This is a genomic window from Nocardia sp. NPDC057272, assembly GCF_042668615.1.
Lineage (GTDB): Bacteria > Actinomycetota > Actinomycetes > Mycobacteriales > Mycobacteriaceae > Nocardia.
This window is the reverse complement of the sequence record NZ_JBHUYK010000022.1, coordinates 1-15,844: the sequence shown is the minus strand read 5'-3', so window position 1 is coordinate 15,844 and position 15,844 is coordinate 1. Positions and strand designations below refer to the sequence as shown.

The 15,844-nt window shown below is 67.2% G+C and carries 16 protein-coding genes and 1 tRNA gene; 11 read left to right on the top strand and 6 right to left on the bottom strand.

The features are described 5' to 3' along the window. Positions 1 to 129: 129 nt before the first annotated feature. The 3 genes from ACFULV_RS25420 to ACFULV_RS25410 all read left to right on the top strand — a co-directional run bounded on the left by ACFULV_RS25420 (position 130) and on the right by ACFULV_RS25410 (position 2,735). Positions 130 to 1,242 carry a nitric oxide synthase oxygenase gene (locus ACFULV_RS25420; RefSeq protein WP_378660831.1) on the top strand — a complete coding sequence of 371 codons (1,113 nt, stop codon included), beginning with the start codon at positions 130 to 132 and terminating at the stop codon, positions 1,240 to 1,242. Positions 1,243 to 1,412: 170 nt separating this feature from the next. Next, a complete protein-coding gene (locus ACFULV_RS25415) occupies positions 1,413 to 2,210 on the top strand; it encodes a DUF2382 domain-containing protein (RefSeq protein ID WP_378660828.1) in 798 nt (265 codons plus the stop codon). Between the two features lie 156 nt (positions 2,211 to 2,366). Beyond that, positions 2,367 to 2,735, top strand: coding sequence for a nuclear transport factor 2 family protein (locus tag ACFULV_RS25410; protein ID WP_378638491.1), 369 nt, complete (start codon positions 2,367 to 2,369; stop codon positions 2,733 to 2,735). Here the strand turns inward: ACFULV_RS25410 and ACFULV_RS25405 are convergent, their stop codons facing one another. Next, a complete protein-coding gene (locus ACFULV_RS25405) occupies positions 2,736 to 3,590 on the bottom strand; it encodes an NAD(P)H-binding protein (protein WP_378660825.1) in 855 nt (284 codons plus the stop codon). It lies immediately after the preceding gene. 62 nt (positions 3,591 to 3,652) lie between these two features. Between ACFULV_RS25405 and ACFULV_RS25400 the strand changes: the two genes are divergently transcribed. Continuing rightward, complete coding sequence (locus ACFULV_RS25400; RefSeq protein WP_378660822.1) at positions 3,653 to 4,069, top strand: winged helix-turn-helix transcriptional regulator; 417 nt, start codon at positions 3,653 to 3,655, stop codon at positions 4,067 to 4,069. Positions 4,070 to 4,080: 11 nt separating this feature from the next. On the opposite strand, the gene ACFULV_RS25395 is transcribed toward ACFULV_RS25400, so the two are convergent. Further along, positions 4,081 to 4,168 (bottom strand) — tRNA-Ser (locus tag ACFULV_RS25395). Positions 4,169 to 4,313: 145 nt separating this feature from the next. Between ACFULV_RS25395 and ACFULV_RS25390 the strand changes: the two genes are divergently transcribed. Beyond that, positions 4,314 to 5,297 (top strand): NAD(P)H-quinone oxidoreductase, encoded by a 984-nt coding sequence (locus ACFULV_RS25390; RefSeq protein ID WP_378660819.1) that lies wholly within the window; start codon positions 4,314 to 4,316, stop codon positions 5,295 to 5,297. Positions 5,298 to 5,303: 6 nt separating this feature from the next. Here the strand turns inward: ACFULV_RS25390 and ACFULV_RS25385 are convergent, their stop codons facing one another. Beyond that, on the bottom strand, positions 5,304 to 6,506 hold the full coding sequence (locus ACFULV_RS25385) for a cysteine desulfurase-like protein (protein WP_378660816.1): 1,203 nt from the start codon (positions 6,504 to 6,506) through the stop codon (positions 5,304 to 5,306). 86 nt (positions 6,507 to 6,592) lie between these two features. Between ACFULV_RS25385 and ACFULV_RS25380 the strand changes: the two genes are divergently transcribed. From ACFULV_RS25380 to rsgA, 6 genes are all read left to right on the top strand, one after another. Next, positions 6,593 to 7,171, top strand: coding sequence for a bacterial proteasome activator family protein (locus ACFULV_RS25380; RefSeq protein ID WP_378660814.1), 579 nt, complete (start codon positions 6,593 to 6,595; stop codon positions 7,169 to 7,171). A 311-nt stretch (positions 7,172 to 7,482) separates the two neighbouring features. Next, complete coding sequence (locus ACFULV_RS25375; protein ID WP_378660986.1) at positions 7,483 to 8,310, top strand: ABC transporter permease; 828 nt, start codon at positions 7,483 to 7,485, stop codon at positions 8,308 to 8,310. A 12-nt stretch (positions 8,311 to 8,322) separates the two neighbouring features. Then, complete coding sequence (locus ACFULV_RS25370) at positions 8,323 to 9,165, top strand: ABC transporter ATP-binding protein (protein WP_378638478.1); 843 nt, start codon at positions 8,323 to 8,325, stop codon at positions 9,163 to 9,165. Continuing rightward, on the top strand, positions 9,162 to 10,265 hold the full coding sequence (locus ACFULV_RS25365) for a glycosyltransferase (RefSeq protein ID WP_378660811.1): 1,104 nt from the start codon (positions 9,162 to 9,164) through the stop codon (positions 10,263 to 10,265). The genes ACFULV_RS25370 and ACFULV_RS25365 overlap by 4 nt, the downstream gene beginning before the upstream one ends. Positions 10,266 to 10,329: 64 nt before the next feature. Next, a complete protein-coding gene (locus ACFULV_RS25360; RefSeq protein ID WP_378660810.1) occupies positions 10,330 to 10,866 on the top strand; it encodes a hypothetical protein in 537 nt (178 codons plus the stop codon). A gap of 298 nt (positions 10,867 to 11,164) precedes the next feature. Next, the gene (rsgA, locus tag ACFULV_RS25355) at positions 11,165 to 12,196 is read left to right on the top strand and encodes a ribosome small subunit-dependent GTPase A (protein ID WP_378660808.1); all 1,032 of its coding nucleotides are present in this window, start codon (positions 11,165 to 11,167) and stop codon (positions 12,194 to 12,196) included. 76 nt (positions 12,197 to 12,272) lie between these two features. Here rsgA and ACFULV_RS25350 read toward each other — a convergent pair whose 3' ends face one another. The 3 genes from ACFULV_RS25350 to ACFULV_RS25340 form a co-directional block, all read right to left on the bottom strand. Further along, positions 12,273 to 13,187 carry a GNAT family N-acetyltransferase gene (locus ACFULV_RS25350; RefSeq protein WP_378660805.1) on the bottom strand — a complete coding sequence of 305 codons (915 nt, stop codon included), beginning with the start codon at positions 13,185 to 13,187 and terminating at the stop codon, positions 12,273 to 12,275. Positions 13,188 to 13,190: 3 nt separating this feature from the next. Further along, positions 13,191 to 15,089 (bottom strand): glycosyltransferase, encoded by a 1,899-nt coding sequence (locus tag ACFULV_RS25345; protein ID WP_378660983.1) that lies wholly within the window; start codon positions 15,087 to 15,089, stop codon positions 13,191 to 13,193. A 109-nt stretch (positions 15,090 to 15,198) separates the two neighbouring features. Next, positions 15,199 to 15,844: GtrA family protein (locus ACFULV_RS25340; RefSeq protein ID WP_378660802.1), on the bottom strand; the 646-nt coding region annotated here is incomplete at its 5' end.

Sequence of the window (15,844 nt, the reverse complement as noted above, 5' to 3'; positions counted from 1 at the left end):
GTGTTCTCGGCGGGCAATCTTCCCGCGTCGGAGGGTGCACCCGCACGGCCCCGCACCCTGCTGCCCGACCGGAGATGTACCGTGAACCAAGGCTCTCGCCCTGCCGTCTGCGAAAAATCAACCCCCACAGTGACTTTGGCTGCTGACGTCGATGTCGCCGTGCCGCCGCCGGTGGAGCTGGATCGCCGCTTGCGCGACTGCGACGAGTTCTTCCGCTATCCCGAACTCGGGCACCTGCCCACCCAGCGTCGCCTCGGCGCGCTCGCCGAACTGCGCGATACCGGCACCTATACCCAGACCGCCGAGGAGATCTTGATCGGCGCGAAACTGGCGTGGCGCAACCACGCTCGCTGTGTCGGCCGCAAACATTGGCGATCGCTGAAACTACTCGACGCGCGCCGAGTTACTTCTGCGCGGGAACTTTCCGAGGTGTGCTGGCAACATCTGCGCCTGGCCACCAACGGCGGCGCGATTCAGTCGATGATCACGGTCGGCCCGGCGGCCGAACCCGGCGGCGGCGAGTACCGGATCGAGAGCTCGCAGCTGATCCGCTATGCCGGCTACCGCAACGGTGACGGCACCGTCACCGGCGATCCAGCCAATATCGCGGCCACCGAACAGGCGCAGGAGCTGGGCTGGCGCGGGGCGCGTACGCCGTTCGACGTGCTGCCGGTGCTGATCAGCACACCCACCGAGGACGTGCGGTATTTCGACGTTCCGCGCGAGCTGGTCCGCGAGGTCGACCTGACCCACCCCGACTACCCGTGGTTCGCCGCACTCGGCCTGAAATGGCACGCGCTGCCCGCTGTTTCGAACATGGATCTGGAGGTGGGCGGAGTTCGCTACCCCTTCGCTCCCTTCAACGGCTGGTACGTCGGCACCGAGATCGGCGCGCGCAACCTCAGCGATACCGATCGCTACAACATGCTGCCGCTGATCGCCGACATGATGGGCCTCGACACCTCGTCGGTGCGCACGCTGTGGCGGGACAAGGCGCTGATCGAGCTCAATCACGCTGTGCTGCACAGCTTTCGCGCGTCCGGCGTGCACATGGTCGACCACCACACCGTGGCCAAGCAGTTCTGCGATCACGTACAGCGCGAGGAAGCCGCCGGGCGCGCGTGCCCGACCGACTGGAGTTGGGTCAATCCGCCCATCTCGTCCGGGCTGACGCCCACCTTCCACCGCTACTACGACGCGCCCGACATGGACATTCGACCGAATTTCGTCCGCCGAGACTGATCTACGGCGGGCTGTTTGGCTCATGACCGACCGGGTATTTGCTGTGACGTAGCCGAACCCGGACGTGCCGGGCGCTACGACCGATTGATCATCCAACAACCCCCAGCGGAGCCGGCGAACGAGCCCAACATGCCCGCGACCGGCCTCCGTACCAGGTAGGAGGGATCATCATGAGCAAATCGACCCTGGAATCGCTGATCGGAGCCACCGCCTACGACGAACGCGGTGACAAGATCGGCAAGGTCAAGCAGATCTACCTCGACAACCAGTCCGGAGCGCCCACCTGGGCAGCCGTCTCGACCGGATTCTTCAGCCACGACTCGCTGGTTCCGCTGGCCGGCGCCGAACATCTGCCCGACGACGACTCGCTCAGACTGCACGTCGACAAGGATCTGGTGAAGACGGCGCCGCACCACGACGGGTCCCGGATCAGCGCGCAATCGGAGCAGGAACTGTTCCAGCACTACCACGTCGATCCACGGGCATCCGGCTGGAATGCCGAGGGCCGCCCGCGGATTCGGCCCGAAGACGACCTGCCGATGACCCAGGGCGACCCGGCGCGGACTATGGACGGTTTGTCCGACACCGCTCGCTATGGTGACGACTCGATGGTGCGCTCGGAAGAGCAGTTGCGCGTCGACACCGAGAGCGAAGAGGTCGGCACCGCACGGTTGCACAAGTCCGTGGTCACCGAGGAACAGACGTTCAAGGTGCCCGTGACGCACGAGGAAGTGCACGTCGAACGCGAACCGATCACCGACCGCACCGGGCGCGCGACCATCGGCGAGGAGGACCGCGAGGTCGTCCTGCACGCCGACCAGGTGCACGTCGAGAAGGAAGCCGTCCCGGTGGAGCGCGTACGGCTGGCGGTCGACGAGGTCGCCGACGAGAAAACGGTCTCCGAAACGGTCCGCAAGGAACGCGTGGAAACCGAGGGTATCGACGACCGCCGCCGCCAGGAACCCTGACTCCGCGCGGCGACAACCCGCTCGGCCGAACCGGCCACCCACCCGGTGGGTGGCCGGTGGTCGACGGGTTACGCGCGGTCGGCGGCGAGCGTAGGGTTCTCGATACGGGCCGAATCGCCCTGGTCCGGCTCGTTTCGACGAGCGAGGGAGCCCCCGATGAGCACCGCATCCAGTTCGGGATTCGATGCCGACGCACTGCGCCGCGGAATCGAAAGCCGTGATGCCGCGACACTGCTGACGCTCTACAGCGACGATGCCGAGATCCGCATGGTCGACCACCGCGACCAGCCGAGCCACCCCCGGGTGATGCACGGCCGCTCGGCGATCAGCGCGATGTTCGACGACGTGTGCTCCAGGGAGATGACCCACTCCCTCGACAGCGTCTTGATCGACGGCGACCACATCGCCTTCGTGGAATCGTGCCGATATCCGGACGGCACGCGCGTCCTCGCCCACTCGATGGCGAATCTGCGCGACGGTCGCATCGTCGACCAGACGTCGATCCAGGCGTGGGACGAAGAGTAGTCAGCGGAAATCGGCGACGTGGTCGGCGGCCCATCGGCGATAGTCGCGGGCCGGTGACCCGGTGACGTCGTGCACGGTGGAGGTCACCGAGCCTGGTGTGCCGACGAGTCCGGCGAGCCCGCGCAGCACCACGCGCGCGATGTCGGGCGGGAGCCAACCCATGTGCGCCACTGCTTCTTCGGGGCTGATCTCCTCCCACACCAGCGTGCGGCCGAGTGCGGCGCCGATCGCTGCGACCTGGTCGATCCGGCTCAGCGCGGCCGGGCCGGTCAGGTGGTACTTCGCCCCGGCGTGGCCGTCGGTGGTCAGTGCGCGCACGGCGACCGCGGCGATATCCGCCTCGTGCAACAGGGGCATCGTGGCGCCACCGTACGCGCCGCGCACGACGTCGCCCGCGCGAATCTGCGGTGCCCATTCGACAGTGTTGGTGGCGAAACCACCGGGCCGCAGGAAGGTCCATTCCAGTGACGACTCGGTGATCGGCTGCTCGATGAGGGCGTGCGCCCGGCCGATCGGGTGGTCCTGCTCGTCCAGTTCGTCGCGGACCGAGGCGGAGGAGAGCAGGACGATGCGGCGCGCGTGTGCGGCGATGCGGGCGACGACCCGCTCCGCGATCTCCGCCGGCAACATCGGCCAGGTCAGGTACACCGCGTCGATGCCGTCGAGTGCGCTGTCCAAGGTGTCCGGGGTGGTCAGGTCTCCCTGCACCACCTCGATACCCGAAGGCAGCGACGCCGCGCGCGGGTCGCGCGCCAATGCCCGCACCCGCGTTCCGCCCGCGGCGAGCTGTGCCGCCACCTGACCGCCGACATGACCGGTCGCCCCGATCACCAGAACCCTGCTGATATCCACCATGGGCCAACCGTAGGAAGGCGACTTACGATTGGAAAGGGCATACCGATAGGTAAGCTCATGACATGGCGGTAGGAGTCCCGGATAGCGACCGACCCGCACTCGGTCAACGTGACGTATTCGACAAAGAGTGTCCGGCCCACGCCATCCTCGGCAAAGTCACCAGCCGCTGGGGCGTGCTGATCCTGGCCGCGCTACTCGACGGCTCGATGCGATACCACGTCCTGCGAGACCGAATCGGCAGCATCAGCGAGAAGATGCTGTCGCAGAACCTGCGCACCTTCACCGACTACGGCCTGGTCGAGCGCACCGTCGAACCCACTGTGCCCCCACAGGTTTCCTACGCCCTGACACCGATAGGCCACGAGGCAGCCGACAAGCTCCACGGCCTGCTGGAATGGGTGAGCACCCGAGCCGAAGAAATCGAAACCTTCCGAACGGGTGGACCCGTGCCAGGACCGAAGCTCCTCGACCGATCCTGACCTGCGGGCCTTGGCGGAGACGGAGGGATTTGAACCCCCGATGGTGTTACCCATGCTCGCTTTCAAGGCGAGTGCATTCGGCCGCTCTGCCACGTCTCCCTGGGAAGGATGGTAGCCGACCTGATCCGGCCTTCCGCAAGTCTGGGCGGAGCTGGGCCGGGTTGTCTCGCGCCGGCGAGAATCGTCCGCGACATGGGCGCGGGGTTCTGGCTACCCGGCAGGGTGTGGGGAGAGGATTGGTGTCATGTACGCGATTGAGCTGAACGGGTTCGGTGGGCCGGAGGTCATGGAGTGGACCGTGACGGTCGATCCGGAGCCGGGGCCCGGTGAAGTGTTGGTGGAAGTTGTTGCTGCGGGGGTCAATCGGGCCGATGTGATGCAGCGGAAGGGGTTCTATCCGCCGCCCGCGGATGCGAGTTCGATCCTCGGGTTGGAGTGTTCGGGGACGATCGCGCGGTTGGGGGCGGGGGTGACGGACTGGCAGGTCGGGGATCGGGTGTGCGCGTTGCTCGCCGGAGGTGGGTACGCCCAGTTCGTGGCGGTGCCCGCGACGCAGCTGCTGCCGATTCCGGAGGGGATGGACGCTGTCGCGGCCGCGGGGTTGCCGGAGGTGGCGGCGACCGTGTGGTCGAACCTGGTGATGACGGCGGGGCTGCGATCGGGGCAGCTGGTGTTGATCCACGGCGGCGGTGGCGGGATCGGGACGCACGCGATCCAGGTGGCGCGCGGGCTCGGAGCGCGGGTCGCGGTGACGGCCGGGTCGGACGCGAAGCTGACCAAGTGCGCCGAGCTGGGAGCGGAGATCTTGATCAACTACCGGACCGGCGACTTCGTCGCAGCGGTCGCGGATCAGGGTGGGGCCGACGTGATTCTCGACAACATGGGTGCGAAGTACCTGGAACGGAACGTGGAGGCGCTCGCACCCTATGGGCAGCTGGTGGTGATCGGGATGCAAGGGGGCGTCAGCGGAACGCTGAATATCGCCGCACTGCTGCGTAAGTGGGGCACCGTCGCGGCGACCAACGTGCGCGGCCGTCCACGATCGGGGCCGGGGAGCAAGGCCGAGGTCATCGCGGCGGTCCGCGCACACCTGTGGCCACAGGTGGCCGCCGGCGAGATCGTGCCGGTGATCTCCACCGAGCTGCCGATCACCGAGGCCGCCCACGCGCACGAACTGCTCGACGATTCGCAGACCTTCGGCAAGGTGATCCTGCGGGTTCGCGACTAGCGCACGCTATTCGAGGGCGCTGAGGGCACGGCCGAGCTGGTCGATCTCGTAGCGGGTCGTATAGGGCGCGAGCCCGATCGTCACCGCACCGCCCTCATCGTTCACACCCAGCGCGTCGAGTAGTCGGCTACCGCCGTGCACACCGCTGACCGTCCCGATCCTGGCATCGGCCAGCTTGGCCGCCACCTTCTCCGCCTGCATCCCGGCCATCGTGAAACTGACCGTCGGGATGCGGGTGGAGGCCCGGCCGATCACGGTGAGGTTGTCGACCTTCTCCAGCACCTGCATGAGGTGATCGAAGAGCTGGTCGTGATAGTCCTGCAGCGAGGTGATCGACATCTCGAGGCGTTCGCGGCGGGTGCCGGAGGCGCGCTCGTCGAGCCCGGCGAGGAAGTCGATCGACTCGGTGAGCCCGGCCAGCAGCGCGTACTGATGCCCGCCCACCTCGAGGCGTTCAGCGCCCTTGGCATAGGGGTTGAGCGACATCGAGGGGATGCGGTCGAGGAACGCCGGGTCGCGGAAAACCAGTGCGCCCACCTGCGGTCCACCCCATGACGGCGCGCTCAGCGCGACGACGTCGGCATTGAGTTCGTCGATGTCGATCAGCGCGTACGGCGCCGCGCCGAACGCGTCGGCCACCAGCAGTCCGCCCACATCGTGGACCCGATCGGCGGCCACCCGGACACCGGGCGCCGACCCGACGATCGGTGACGCGGCGGTGAGCGCCACCAAGCGCGCGGTCGGCCCGATCAGCTCCTCGAACTGCCACGACGGCATCTCACAGGTCTCGATCTCCACCTCGGCCCAGCGCACGTGCGCGCCGTAGCGGTTGGCGATGCGCAGCCACGGGGCCACATTGGCCTCGTCGTCCAAACGGGAGAGCACGATGCCGGTGCCGAGACCGAGGCGTGAGCTCAGCGATTCGGCCAGCCAGGCCAGCAGTACCGCGCGATCGGGACCGAGGACGACGCCGGCCGGATCTCCACCGACCAGATCGGCGACAGCTTCCCGTGCGGCGTCGAGGATCGCGCCGCTGCGCGATGCCGCACCGTGGCGGCCGATATGGGAAAACGAAGAGGTGCGGAAACCCGTTGAGACGGCACGAGATACCGAATCGGGAACCAGCATCCCCGCCTGCGGGTCCAGATGGATCCAGCCGTCGCCCAGGGACGGTATCAGGCCCCGAACCCTCGCGACGTCATAAGTCATGGTGGCCACTTTAAGGGCAGGGGGCCTCCCGGGGTAACCGCGTGGGGGTTTTAGCGCGAACCCGGCGCACACGCAATGATGGGGATATGACGCACTCGGAGGATGTCCCCGAATCCATCGTCGTGATCGGTCCCGACGGCCGTCCACTGACCGTGCCCGCCGACGCCGACAGCGGGTCCGCGTTCACCGCGCAGGTCGTGCCGGACGACGAGAAGACCGCGAGCGAGTCGGCGGAGTCGCTGACGGACATGGTCGAGCAGCCCGCCAAGGTGATGCGCATCGGCACGATGATCAAGCAGCTCCTCGAGGAGGTTCGCGCCGCACCGCTGGACGACGCCAGCCGCTCGCGCCTCAAGGAGATCCACAAGTCCTCGGTCCGTGAGCTCGAACAGGGCCTCGCCCCGGAGCTGCGCGAGGAACTCGAACGCCTCACCCTCCCGTTCACCGACGACTCGGTGCCCTCGGACGCGGAACTGCGCATCGCCCAGGCCCAGCTCGTCGGCTGGCTGGAGGGCCTGTTCCACGGCATCCAGACCGCGCTGTTCGCCCAGCAGATGGCCGCCCGCGCTCAGCTGGAGCAGATGCGCCAGGGTGCGCTTCCGCCCGGAATGCACGCGGCGGACGCCAAGGCAGGCGGCCATGTGGGCGGCGGTCAGTACCTGTAAACCCCCCGAGTCTCTTGTTCGCGGCCCGCCTCGATCTGGACTGAGCGGAGGGTGCGACGAAGGAGTACCCGGAGGGAGGGAAGATCGAGGCCCCCCAGGGCCGCGACACCCGGCGCCAGCCGGAAAACAACACTGTAAGGTCGGGGACCGTGCCCGCCGCTGCCGCCCGTCCTGATTCGGTCTCCGATCGCAGTGACGCGCGTACCGAAGAGAGCCCCGTGCATTCCGAAGACACCCCCACCGACGCAGAGGTGACCGAAGCCGCCGCTGCCGAGCACACCACCGACGCCGCGCTGCTGGTGAGGACGCCGATGGTGTCGGATTCGCAGACCTTCGGGCGTGCGTTCAAAGACATGCGCGACGGACTACACCAGCGCGAGCTGTGGCTGTCGCTGGGTTGGCAGGACATCAAGCAGCGCTACCGCCGGTCGGTGCTCGGTCCGTTCTGGATCACCATCGCGACCGGTTTGCAGGCGCTGGCGATGGGTCTGCTGTATTCGACGCTGCTGGGCCAGCCGCTCAGTGAGTACCTGCCGTATGTGACCGTCGGCCTGATCGTGTGGAACGTCATCAGTGCCTCGATTCTCGAGGGCTCCGACGTGTTCATCGCCAACGAGGGACTGATCAAACAGTTGCCCTCGGCGCTGAGCGTGCACGTGTATCGCCTGGTCTGGCGGCAGTTCCTGTTCTTCATCCACAACGCCGCGATCTACGCGGTGCTGGTGGTGGCGTTCTCGATCTGGCGTGATCTGGATCTGTCGATCCTGCTGGTGGTCCCCGCGATCCTGCTGCTGTTCCTCAACGCGATGTGGGTGACGATCGTCTTCGGCATCTTCTCCACCCGCTACCGCGATATCGCCCCGATCCTCGGCTCGATGACGCTGATGCTGTTCGTGCTGACCCCGGTGATGTGGTCGACGAAGGCGCTGGAGAACTCGGTCGGTGGTGCGGGCGACCGCGCCAAGCTCCTCGAGATCATCCCCACCTATCACTACCTGGAGATCGTGCGCGCTCCCCTGCTCGGTGAGCCGTCGCAGTGGCATCACTGGGCGATCGTCGGTGCGATCACCGTCGTCGGCTGGGCCGTCGCGATCCTGGCGCTCAAGCAGTACCGTGCCCGCGTCCCGTACTGGGTTTAGGAGCAGTTCTCGATGAGCCGTGTGAGTATCGAAACCCATGATGCGTGGGTCGAGTTCCCGATCTTCGACGCCAAGTCCCGGTCGCTGAAGAAGGCGTTCCTCGGCAAGGCGGGCGGCGCGATCGGGCGCAACAGCTCCGACGTGGTGGTGGTCGAGGCGCTGCGCGACATCAACCTCTCCCTCAAGGAAGGCGACCGGGTCGGTCTGGTCGGCCACAACGGCGCGGGCAAGTCGACGCTGCTGCGTCTGCTCTCTGGCATCTACGAACCCTCGCGCGGCAGTGCGCGCATTCGCGGTCGGGTGGCCCCGGTGTTCGACCTCGGCGTCGGCATGGATCCGGAGATCTCCGGCTACGAGAACATCATCATCCGCGGCCTGTTCCTCGGGCAGACGCGCAAGCAGATGATGGCCAAGATCGACGAGATCGCCGACTTCACCGAGCTCGGTGAGTACCTGTCGATGCCGCTGCGCACCTACTCCACCGGTATGCGGGTGCGGCTGGCGATGGGTGTGGTCACCTCGATCGACCCCGAGATCCTGCTGCTCGACGAGGGTATCGGCGCGGTCGACGCGGAGTTCATGAAGAAGGCCCGCACGCGGCTGCAGTCGCTGGTCGCACGGTCGGGCATCCTGGTGTTCGCCAGCCACTCCAACGAATTCCTCGCCCAGCTCTGCGATACCGCGATGTGGATCGACCACGGTCAGATCCGTGAACAGGGCGGGATCGAGGACGTTGTGCGAGCGTATGAAGGGCCCGAGGCGGGTAATCACGTGGCACAGGTGTTGCGTGATCTGGAAACCGAGGGCGCACTCGGCGCGGCGGGCGAGAAGAAGCTGGAGCAGAATCAGGTATGAGCGGTCAACGTGACGAGGCTGCCCCGGCTGCCGTGCCGGGTGGGTTCAGCATGACCGACCGTCTCGAGGCGACGCCGGCACCCGTCGAGCCTGCCGCCGTGCTGCCCGACGCCGTGCTGCCCGACGACGCGCTGCCCGCGGTCGTGCTGCCCGACGACGCGGAACTGCCCCCCGGCGCCGAACCCGCCGACATCACGACCGAGACCGGCCCCACCGCGCGGATCATAGCGGTGGTCGTCACGCACAAGCGCCGCGAACTGCTCGCCGAGTCGTTGAAAGTGCTCGCCTCGCAGACGCGTCCGGTCGACCATCTGATCGTCGTCGACAACGCCAACGAGGACGCGGTGGCCGAGCTGGTCGCGCAGCAACCGATCGAGGCCACCTACCTGGGTTCACGCCACAACCTCGGCGGCGCGGGCGGTTTCGCGCTCGGCATGCTGCACGCGCTCACCCAGGGCGCGGATTGGGTGTGGCTGGCCGATGACGACGGCCGCCCCGACGGGCCCGAAGTGCTCGCGACACTGATCGACTGCGCGCGCAGGCACAACCTGGTCGAGGTGTCGCCGGTGGTCTGCGATATCGACGAGCCGGACCGTCTCGCGTTCCCGCTGCGCCGCGGCGTGGTGTGGCGGCGGCTGCGTTCGGAGCTCGGCGACGAGGACTTCCTGCCCGGCATCGCGTCGCTGTTCAACGGCGCGCTGATCTCGGCGAAGGCCGTCGACCTGATCGGCGTGCCCGACCTGCGGCTGTTCGTGCGTGGCGACGAGGTGGAGGTGCATCGCCGCCTGGTCCGCTCCGGGCTGCCGTTCGGCACCTGCTTGCAGACCGCCTACCTGCATCCCAACGGCGCCGAGGAATTCAAGCCGATCCTGGGCGGGCGGATGCACACCCAGTACCCGGACGATCCGGTGAAGCGCTACTTCACCTACCGCAATCGCGGCTACCTGATGTCGCAGCCCGGTATGCGGAAGCTGTTGCCGCAGGAGTGGATCCGATTCTCCTGGTTCTTCCTGGTGACCCGCCGCGACCCGGCCGGGCTCAAGGAATGGTTCCGGCTGCGGTCACTGGGCCGCAACGAGCACTTCGGTAAACCCGACTAGCCCCCGAAACTAGGGGGTAGTTCCCTGTGGCAACAATCGGCCGATCAGTCTTACTATGCGAAACGTGACCTTCGCAAAGAGTTTCGCATCCGCCGCGGCGACCGTGCTCGCCGGCGCCGCGCTCTGTCTCGCCGCACCCGGCACCGCTCAGGCGGACGACCAGTGCCAGCTCGGCTGGTCCAATGTCGGCCCGCGCTCCTGCGTGATGAACGAAGTCAGGACCGCGCCGGTGGCGACCCTGGGCAACGGCGTCTGCGTCGGCATCCTGAACGTGGCGGGCACGGCGTTCGACGGACCGCTCAATTCCCCGAGCGTGGCGCCCGGCGCCACCCACAGCATCGCCCTGCGCGTCTCGCAGGGCTTCTCCCCACTCGGTAACTGGGCGCCCACCGTGCTGGCATGCGATGTGAACGTTGTCGTCGACTGGCGGAACCTGGACAGCGGCGCCACCGGCTCGGTGACCCGCTTCATCCCGGCCACCAGCACCAGCACCTACCCGGTCCAGGACGTGATCGCGAACACCGGCCCCGGTCGAGTCCAGGTCACGGTCCGCACCGACAAGCCCAACATCCCCCAGTCGACCGAAGTCTTCGTGCCGTAAGCCCCGAACGCCTACCTGCGGGACAGCAGGCGTGCCGTCATCGGGCCGCGCGACAGCGCGAGTTCGCCCATGTGAAGACGGCGCGAGACCGCGCACGGAAAATGAGTTGCCGGGTGTCGGCGTGGTCGGGCACAGTGGTGTTCGAACGTTGGAGAGGAGGTGGATGTCCGTGAGTACACACGTGTGGATTGCCGTGGCCGGGCGGCGCGATTGTGCGCCTGCCCAGGTTGCTCCGGACATCACCTCAACTCGCTGAACCCGTCGTTCGGGTTCGGCACCCGACGAAGGATTCTTTACGATGGTCGACTACGACCTGCTCGTCCCTTACGGCTGGACCGAAGCCGTAGCTTCTGAATATCTGCCGCTGCTCGGCGATCTCGCACCCGCTCGCATCGTGCGGATGGACCGCAGCGAATGCGATGTGGTGACCCCGCGCGGCCCTGCGCGAGCCGCCTGCCCGCGCGACATCACCGGACTGTGCACCGGTGACTGGGTGGGACTCGATGCCGAGGGCACTGTGCGACAACTGCTCCCACGACGCTCGGCGATCATGCGGTCGTCGGTGTCCGGGCGCTCGGTGGCCCAGGTGCTGGCCACCAATGTGGATACCGTGCTGATCTGTTCTGCCGCCGACGGTGATGTCGACCTGGGGCGGATCGAACGGATGCTCGCGCTGGCCTGGGAGAGCAATGCCCAGCCGGTCGTCGTGCTCACCAAAGCTGATGCGGCGAAATATCTTCCGCTCGATGAAGTGCGCGCGGTAGCGCCCGGCGCCACCGTGGTCGCGGTGAGTGCCGCTGTCGCGGTCGGTCTCGATGTGCTCACCGCGGTGCTCAGCGGCACCGTCGCCCTGATCGGGCCGTCCGGTGCGGGCAAGTCCACTCTCGCCAACGCACTGCTCGGCGCGGAAGTGTTCGCCACCAACGCGGTTCGTGCCGTGGACGGTAAAGGCCGCCACACCACCGTGCATCGCGAACTGCGGCCTCTCCCCGGCGGCGGGACGCTCATCGATACCCCGGGACTGCGCGGTATCGGCCTCTATGACGCCGCCGACGGCATCGGCAAGACCTTCAGCGACATCGAATCCCTCGCCGCCGATTGCCGTTTCGCCGACTGCGCCCACGAGACCGAACCCGGGTGCGCGGTCCAGTCCGCCCTCGCCGACGGCACCATCGCCGAACGCAGGCTGACCAGCTATCGCAAGCTGGCCAAGGAGAACGAGTGGATGGCCGCCCGCACCGACAAACGTCTGGCCGCCGAACGCGAACGAGTATGGCGCGACATCAGCAAACAGCAGCGGAAGAACTACCGCGAACGTGGCCGCCGCTGAGCCGGAGCAGTTGATCATCAGGCACTCACGCGAACAACGGCCGAGAGCCGAACCGCGTCAGTGCCTGATGATCTCGCTAGTCCTGTTCGAAGGTGACGTGGGCGCGTTGCGATGCGGTGCCCTCGGCCAAGTCGATCAAGTAGTCGATGGTGCCCGAGTCGGAGCCGAAGTGATTGCCAGCGTAGTAGGAGTAGTTCACCATGAGTCGGCCGTCGTCCATGGCCACCACGAGCGCGGGCCGGTTCTCCGCTCGTGACCAGCTGTGGTCGATCTCCAGCCCGCCTATCGTGCGCAACTCCCGACCGGACAGGGCCAGCGTCCAGCGGTTCTCCGGGCCGTGGCCGAGGTATTCCTCGACATGGATCGTCCGGAATCGCGCGGTGACCACCCGGCCGTCGGGCAGCAGGATGAACGGGACCTCGCCCTCGGCATAGAGGTGGCCGGGCTCGGGATCGTCGTGGAGTTCGGTGTGCCACAGGTCGTTGAGTCGTGGTGCGGGCCAGCCTTTTTCCTCGGCCTCGGCACGCAGCGACGACCAGTGCCCGGCTCGGGTCCGCTCGTAGGCGAAGTCGATGACGTGGGAGCCGATGTAGCGTTCCACGGTCGTGAACACATCCGGGTCGGCCTGGTTCGGCTCGCTCACCGCTACTCCTGCGGCGCTCGCTACCTCGTGGACGGCGGCGAGCAGGGCCGCGCCCGCGCCGGTGCCGCGGGCCGACTCGGTGATCAGGAATTCCGCGATACGCAGATCGCCCGCCGACCACTTGCTCGGTCGGGACAACTCGTAGCTCGCGAAACCGACGGGTGTTTCGTCCTCGACGATCAGCAGTGGCGCCGGTCGCCAGTCGGAGTAGTCGTTGTGGGTGAGCTGCCGTGTGCGGCGCATGATGTCGGCCGGCCGGCGCACCTCGAAATGCGCGTGCAATTCGGCGTGCAGCCCGGCGGCCGCCTCCGCGTCAGCAGCGGAGGCGGCCCGGACGAAACGGGTCATGGGTCAGCTCGGGTCGATGCCGTACAGCCGCGCCCAGTTCTCCCGACTCGTGAGTTCCGGTACGGCCCTGCGGTATTCGGCCTGCAACGCCGGGAGTTCCTTACGGAGCTTGCGCAGAGTGCGGTAGGCGCGAACAAGCAGCGCGCGCGCACGCGCCTTGTCCCGGCGACGCACCCGCACGCCGGACTGTGAGGCATCGGTGACGACCACGTGGTCGAACAGGCCGACATGCCACCAGTGCGCGTCCTCACGGGTGACCCCGATGAGGCCGGGCTGCGTGCGGCCGGTCCACTGGGTGATGGCGCGCTTGATCAGCACCAGGGTGACGCGGCTCGGTTCGCCGCTGGCCCGGCGCACGGAGATGTCGGCGGAGTTCACCGGCGGGGTGGCCGCGGGGTACTTGATCGTCTCGGGGTAGTCGTTGCGGGTGCTGCGGGCGGCGGCCAGCGCGTCGATACCGCCGTCGCGCAACGCCTTCGGGCCCTTCATGAAGTCCTCGATGCCCTGCAAGGTGGTGTGCACCAAGCCGTACTGCATCCCGACGAGGTGCTCGGCGATGTAGCGGAAGAACTCGCGCGTAATCGCCTTGCCGTCGAGATCGGTGTGCAGGGCGCCGACGATGAGCGAGTTACGGGTGGAGAAGTACCGCGCCCAGTCGTCGTAGTCCTTCCAGTAGAAGTCGGCGTGCCAGACGGCGGCGTTGGGCAGGGTGACGGTGACGAAACCGTGCTCGCGCGCCCGGATGCCGTATTCCACGTCGTCCCACTGGAAGAAGATCGGGACCGGCAGCCCGATCTTGGCGACCACCTCGGCCGGGATCAGGCAGGTCCACCAGGCGTTGTAGCCCGCGTCGACCCGGCGCTCCTGGTTCTTCTTGAGCATGGAGGTGTTGCGCAGCGCCTTGGGCACCTTCTGGCCGTGCTTGAGCTCGTGCAGGTGCACCTCCTCCGCACCGACATTGAGATAGTCGGGGTTGAGCAGGAACAGCATCTGCGCGCCGACCAGGGTCGGTTCGACGGTCAGGTTGGCAAAGGCCTGCAGCCGCAGCACGGTCTCGGGCTCGCAGAGGATGTCGTCGTCCATCAGGATGACGTCGGCGTGCTCGTTGGCCGCCGACACCTCGTAGAGGCCACGGGTGAAGCCGCCCGCGCCGCCGAGGTTGGGCTGGCGGATGTAGCGCAGCTTGTCGCCGAAATCAGGGCGGACCTGCTGGAACAGCGGGCGATCCTCGACCAGGTCGGTGCCCTGGTCGACGACGTACACCGCGTCGATCGCGGCCAGCACGGTCGCGTCCGAGGCCAGCGCGGCGACGGTGTGCGCGCAGTCCTCGGCCCGGTTGAAGGTGCAGATCGCGATGGCGACCGGGCGCACCTTCTCGGGCGCCTGCGCGGTCCAGGCGAGTTCGGTGATATCGAGTTCGCCCCCGACGGCGTCGAACTCGAGCCACAACGCGCCGCCGTCGACGTACTGATCCAGCGGTGCCGTCAGCGAGACGACCCCGCTGCTGGTCGCCACCAGCGAGGCGATGATCCGGCGGTGCCCGGCGATATCGGAGGCGACCAGCCGCACGTTCGCCTTGTTGCCGACCACCAGCTGCGCACCCACCGACACCTCGGTGACGGTGGTCCAGCGCTGCCAGTAGCTGGCGGCGAATCGGCCGAAGTAGGTGTTGGTGTGCGCGGTCGCGCCCTTGGGCAGGTGCAGCGAATGCCGTTCGCGGACGGCGGCACCCCCCTTGACGACGGCGTAGAGGTCGTCGCTCACCCGTGCCGAGGGCCCGGTGAAGATGCCTCGAGCCAGCACGAGCCGCTCGGGCGCTGAATGTTCACCGCGCAACGATGCGGGCGCGGCCTCGCGCCGATCGTTCGATTCGGTCACGGCTTTGGTAGCCGACTGCTCCATGAAGTCCTCGAAATTCTCGGTATCGACTGCGCCGGCGCAGGCAGTCACGTAAAGAAGGGCGTCGCGGCGGGCGGGGCGAGGATATCAATCACACGCCACCCGCGCGTTGTCAGTGAGGAGTTGCCGCACTCCGCGCGTGTTGCTCATCGCTTGCCGATGAGCCGGTGAAAACGAATTTGCTGTAGGCCCAATAGCGGAATACGACCGCCATCGTCTGCCCGATCACCGTGGCGGAAATGTTGTCCGCCAGCGGCGACGACAGGTCGAGCACATATCGGGAAAAGCCGAGGCAGCCGAGTTGCAGGAGGATCGCTACAACATTGACGATCGCGTACAGAACATATTCCCGAACAGGGCTGCCGGACTTGCGGTGCGAGTAGGTCCACCACTTGTTCCCGAAGTAGGTGACCACCGTCGCCACCACGATCGCGACGATCTTGGCGACCAGCGGCGAGTGATAGAGCACACCTTCGGAGAAGGAGAAACCCCCGCCCCAGAACACCAACAGGTTGTAGGTCCCCGCATCGACGAGAAACCCGATCGCCCCGACCACGAGAAACGCCGCACCCTGCCGCAACCCAGCCACCACCTTCGACACAAAGGGAACAGCAGGCGGTTCAACTGATTGCGACACGCCCTGACGGTAGCCAACCACCACCCCGACCCCTAGGGAGGGTCGGCCACGCAGTGGCCGGTTCGCGGCCGGGTCGCCGGTTAGCCGCCGTTGCGTAGGCGACGAAGGAGCAAGCAACGGC

What these genes read in the sequence shown, in the direction of transcription:
- ACFULV_RS25415 (WP_378660828.1), top strand. Translation starts at nt 1,413, where the DNA reads ATGAGCAAATCGACCCTGGAATCGCTGATCGGAGCCACCGCCTACGAC.
- ACFULV_RS25410 (WP_378638491.1), top strand. Translation starts at nt 2,367, where the DNA reads ATGAGCACCGCATCCAGTTCGGGATTCGATGCCGACGCACTGCGCCGC.
- ACFULV_RS25405 (WP_378660825.1), bottom strand. Translation starts at nt 3,590, where the DNA reads ATGGTGGATATCAGCAGGGTTCTGGTGATCGGGGCGACCGGTCATGTC.
- ACFULV_RS25400 (WP_378660822.1), top strand. Translation starts at nt 3,653, where the DNA reads ATGGCGGTAGGAGTCCCGGATAGCGACCGACCCGCACTCGGTCAACGT.
- ACFULV_RS25390 (WP_378660819.1), top strand. Translation starts at nt 4,314, where the DNA reads ATGTACGCGATTGAGCTGAACGGGTTCGGTGGGCCGGAGGTCATGGAG.
- ACFULV_RS25385 (WP_378660816.1), bottom strand. Translation starts at nt 6,506, where the DNA reads ATGACTTATGACGTCGCGAGGGTTCGGGGCCTGATACCGTCCCTGGGC.
- ACFULV_RS25380 (WP_378660814.1), top strand. Translation starts at nt 6,593, where the DNA reads ATGACGCACTCGGAGGATGTCCCCGAATCCATCGTCGTGATCGGTCCC.
- ACFULV_RS25375 (WP_378660986.1), top strand. Translation starts at nt 7,483, where the DNA reads ATGGTGTCGGATTCGCAGACCTTCGGGCGTGCGTTCAAAGACATGCGC.
- ACFULV_RS25370 (WP_378638478.1), top strand. Translation starts at nt 8,323, where the DNA reads ATGAGCCGTGTGAGTATCGAAACCCATGATGCGTGGGTCGAGTTCCCG.
- ACFULV_RS25365 (WP_378660811.1), top strand. Translation starts at nt 9,162, where the DNA reads ATGAGCGGTCAACGTGACGAGGCTGCCCCGGCTGCCGTGCCGGGTGGG.
- rsgA (WP_378660808.1), top strand. Translation starts at nt 11,165, where the DNA reads ATGGTCGACTACGACCTGCTCGTCCCTTACGGCTGGACCGAAGCCGTA.
- ACFULV_RS25350 (WP_378660805.1), bottom strand. Translation starts at nt 13,187, where the DNA reads ATGACCCGTTTCGTCCGGGCCGCCTCCGCTGCTGACGCGGAGGCGGCC.
- ACFULV_RS25345 (WP_378660983.1), bottom strand. Translation starts at nt 15,089, where the DNA reads ATGGAGCAGTCGGCTACCAAAGCCGTGACCGAATCGAACGATCGGCGC.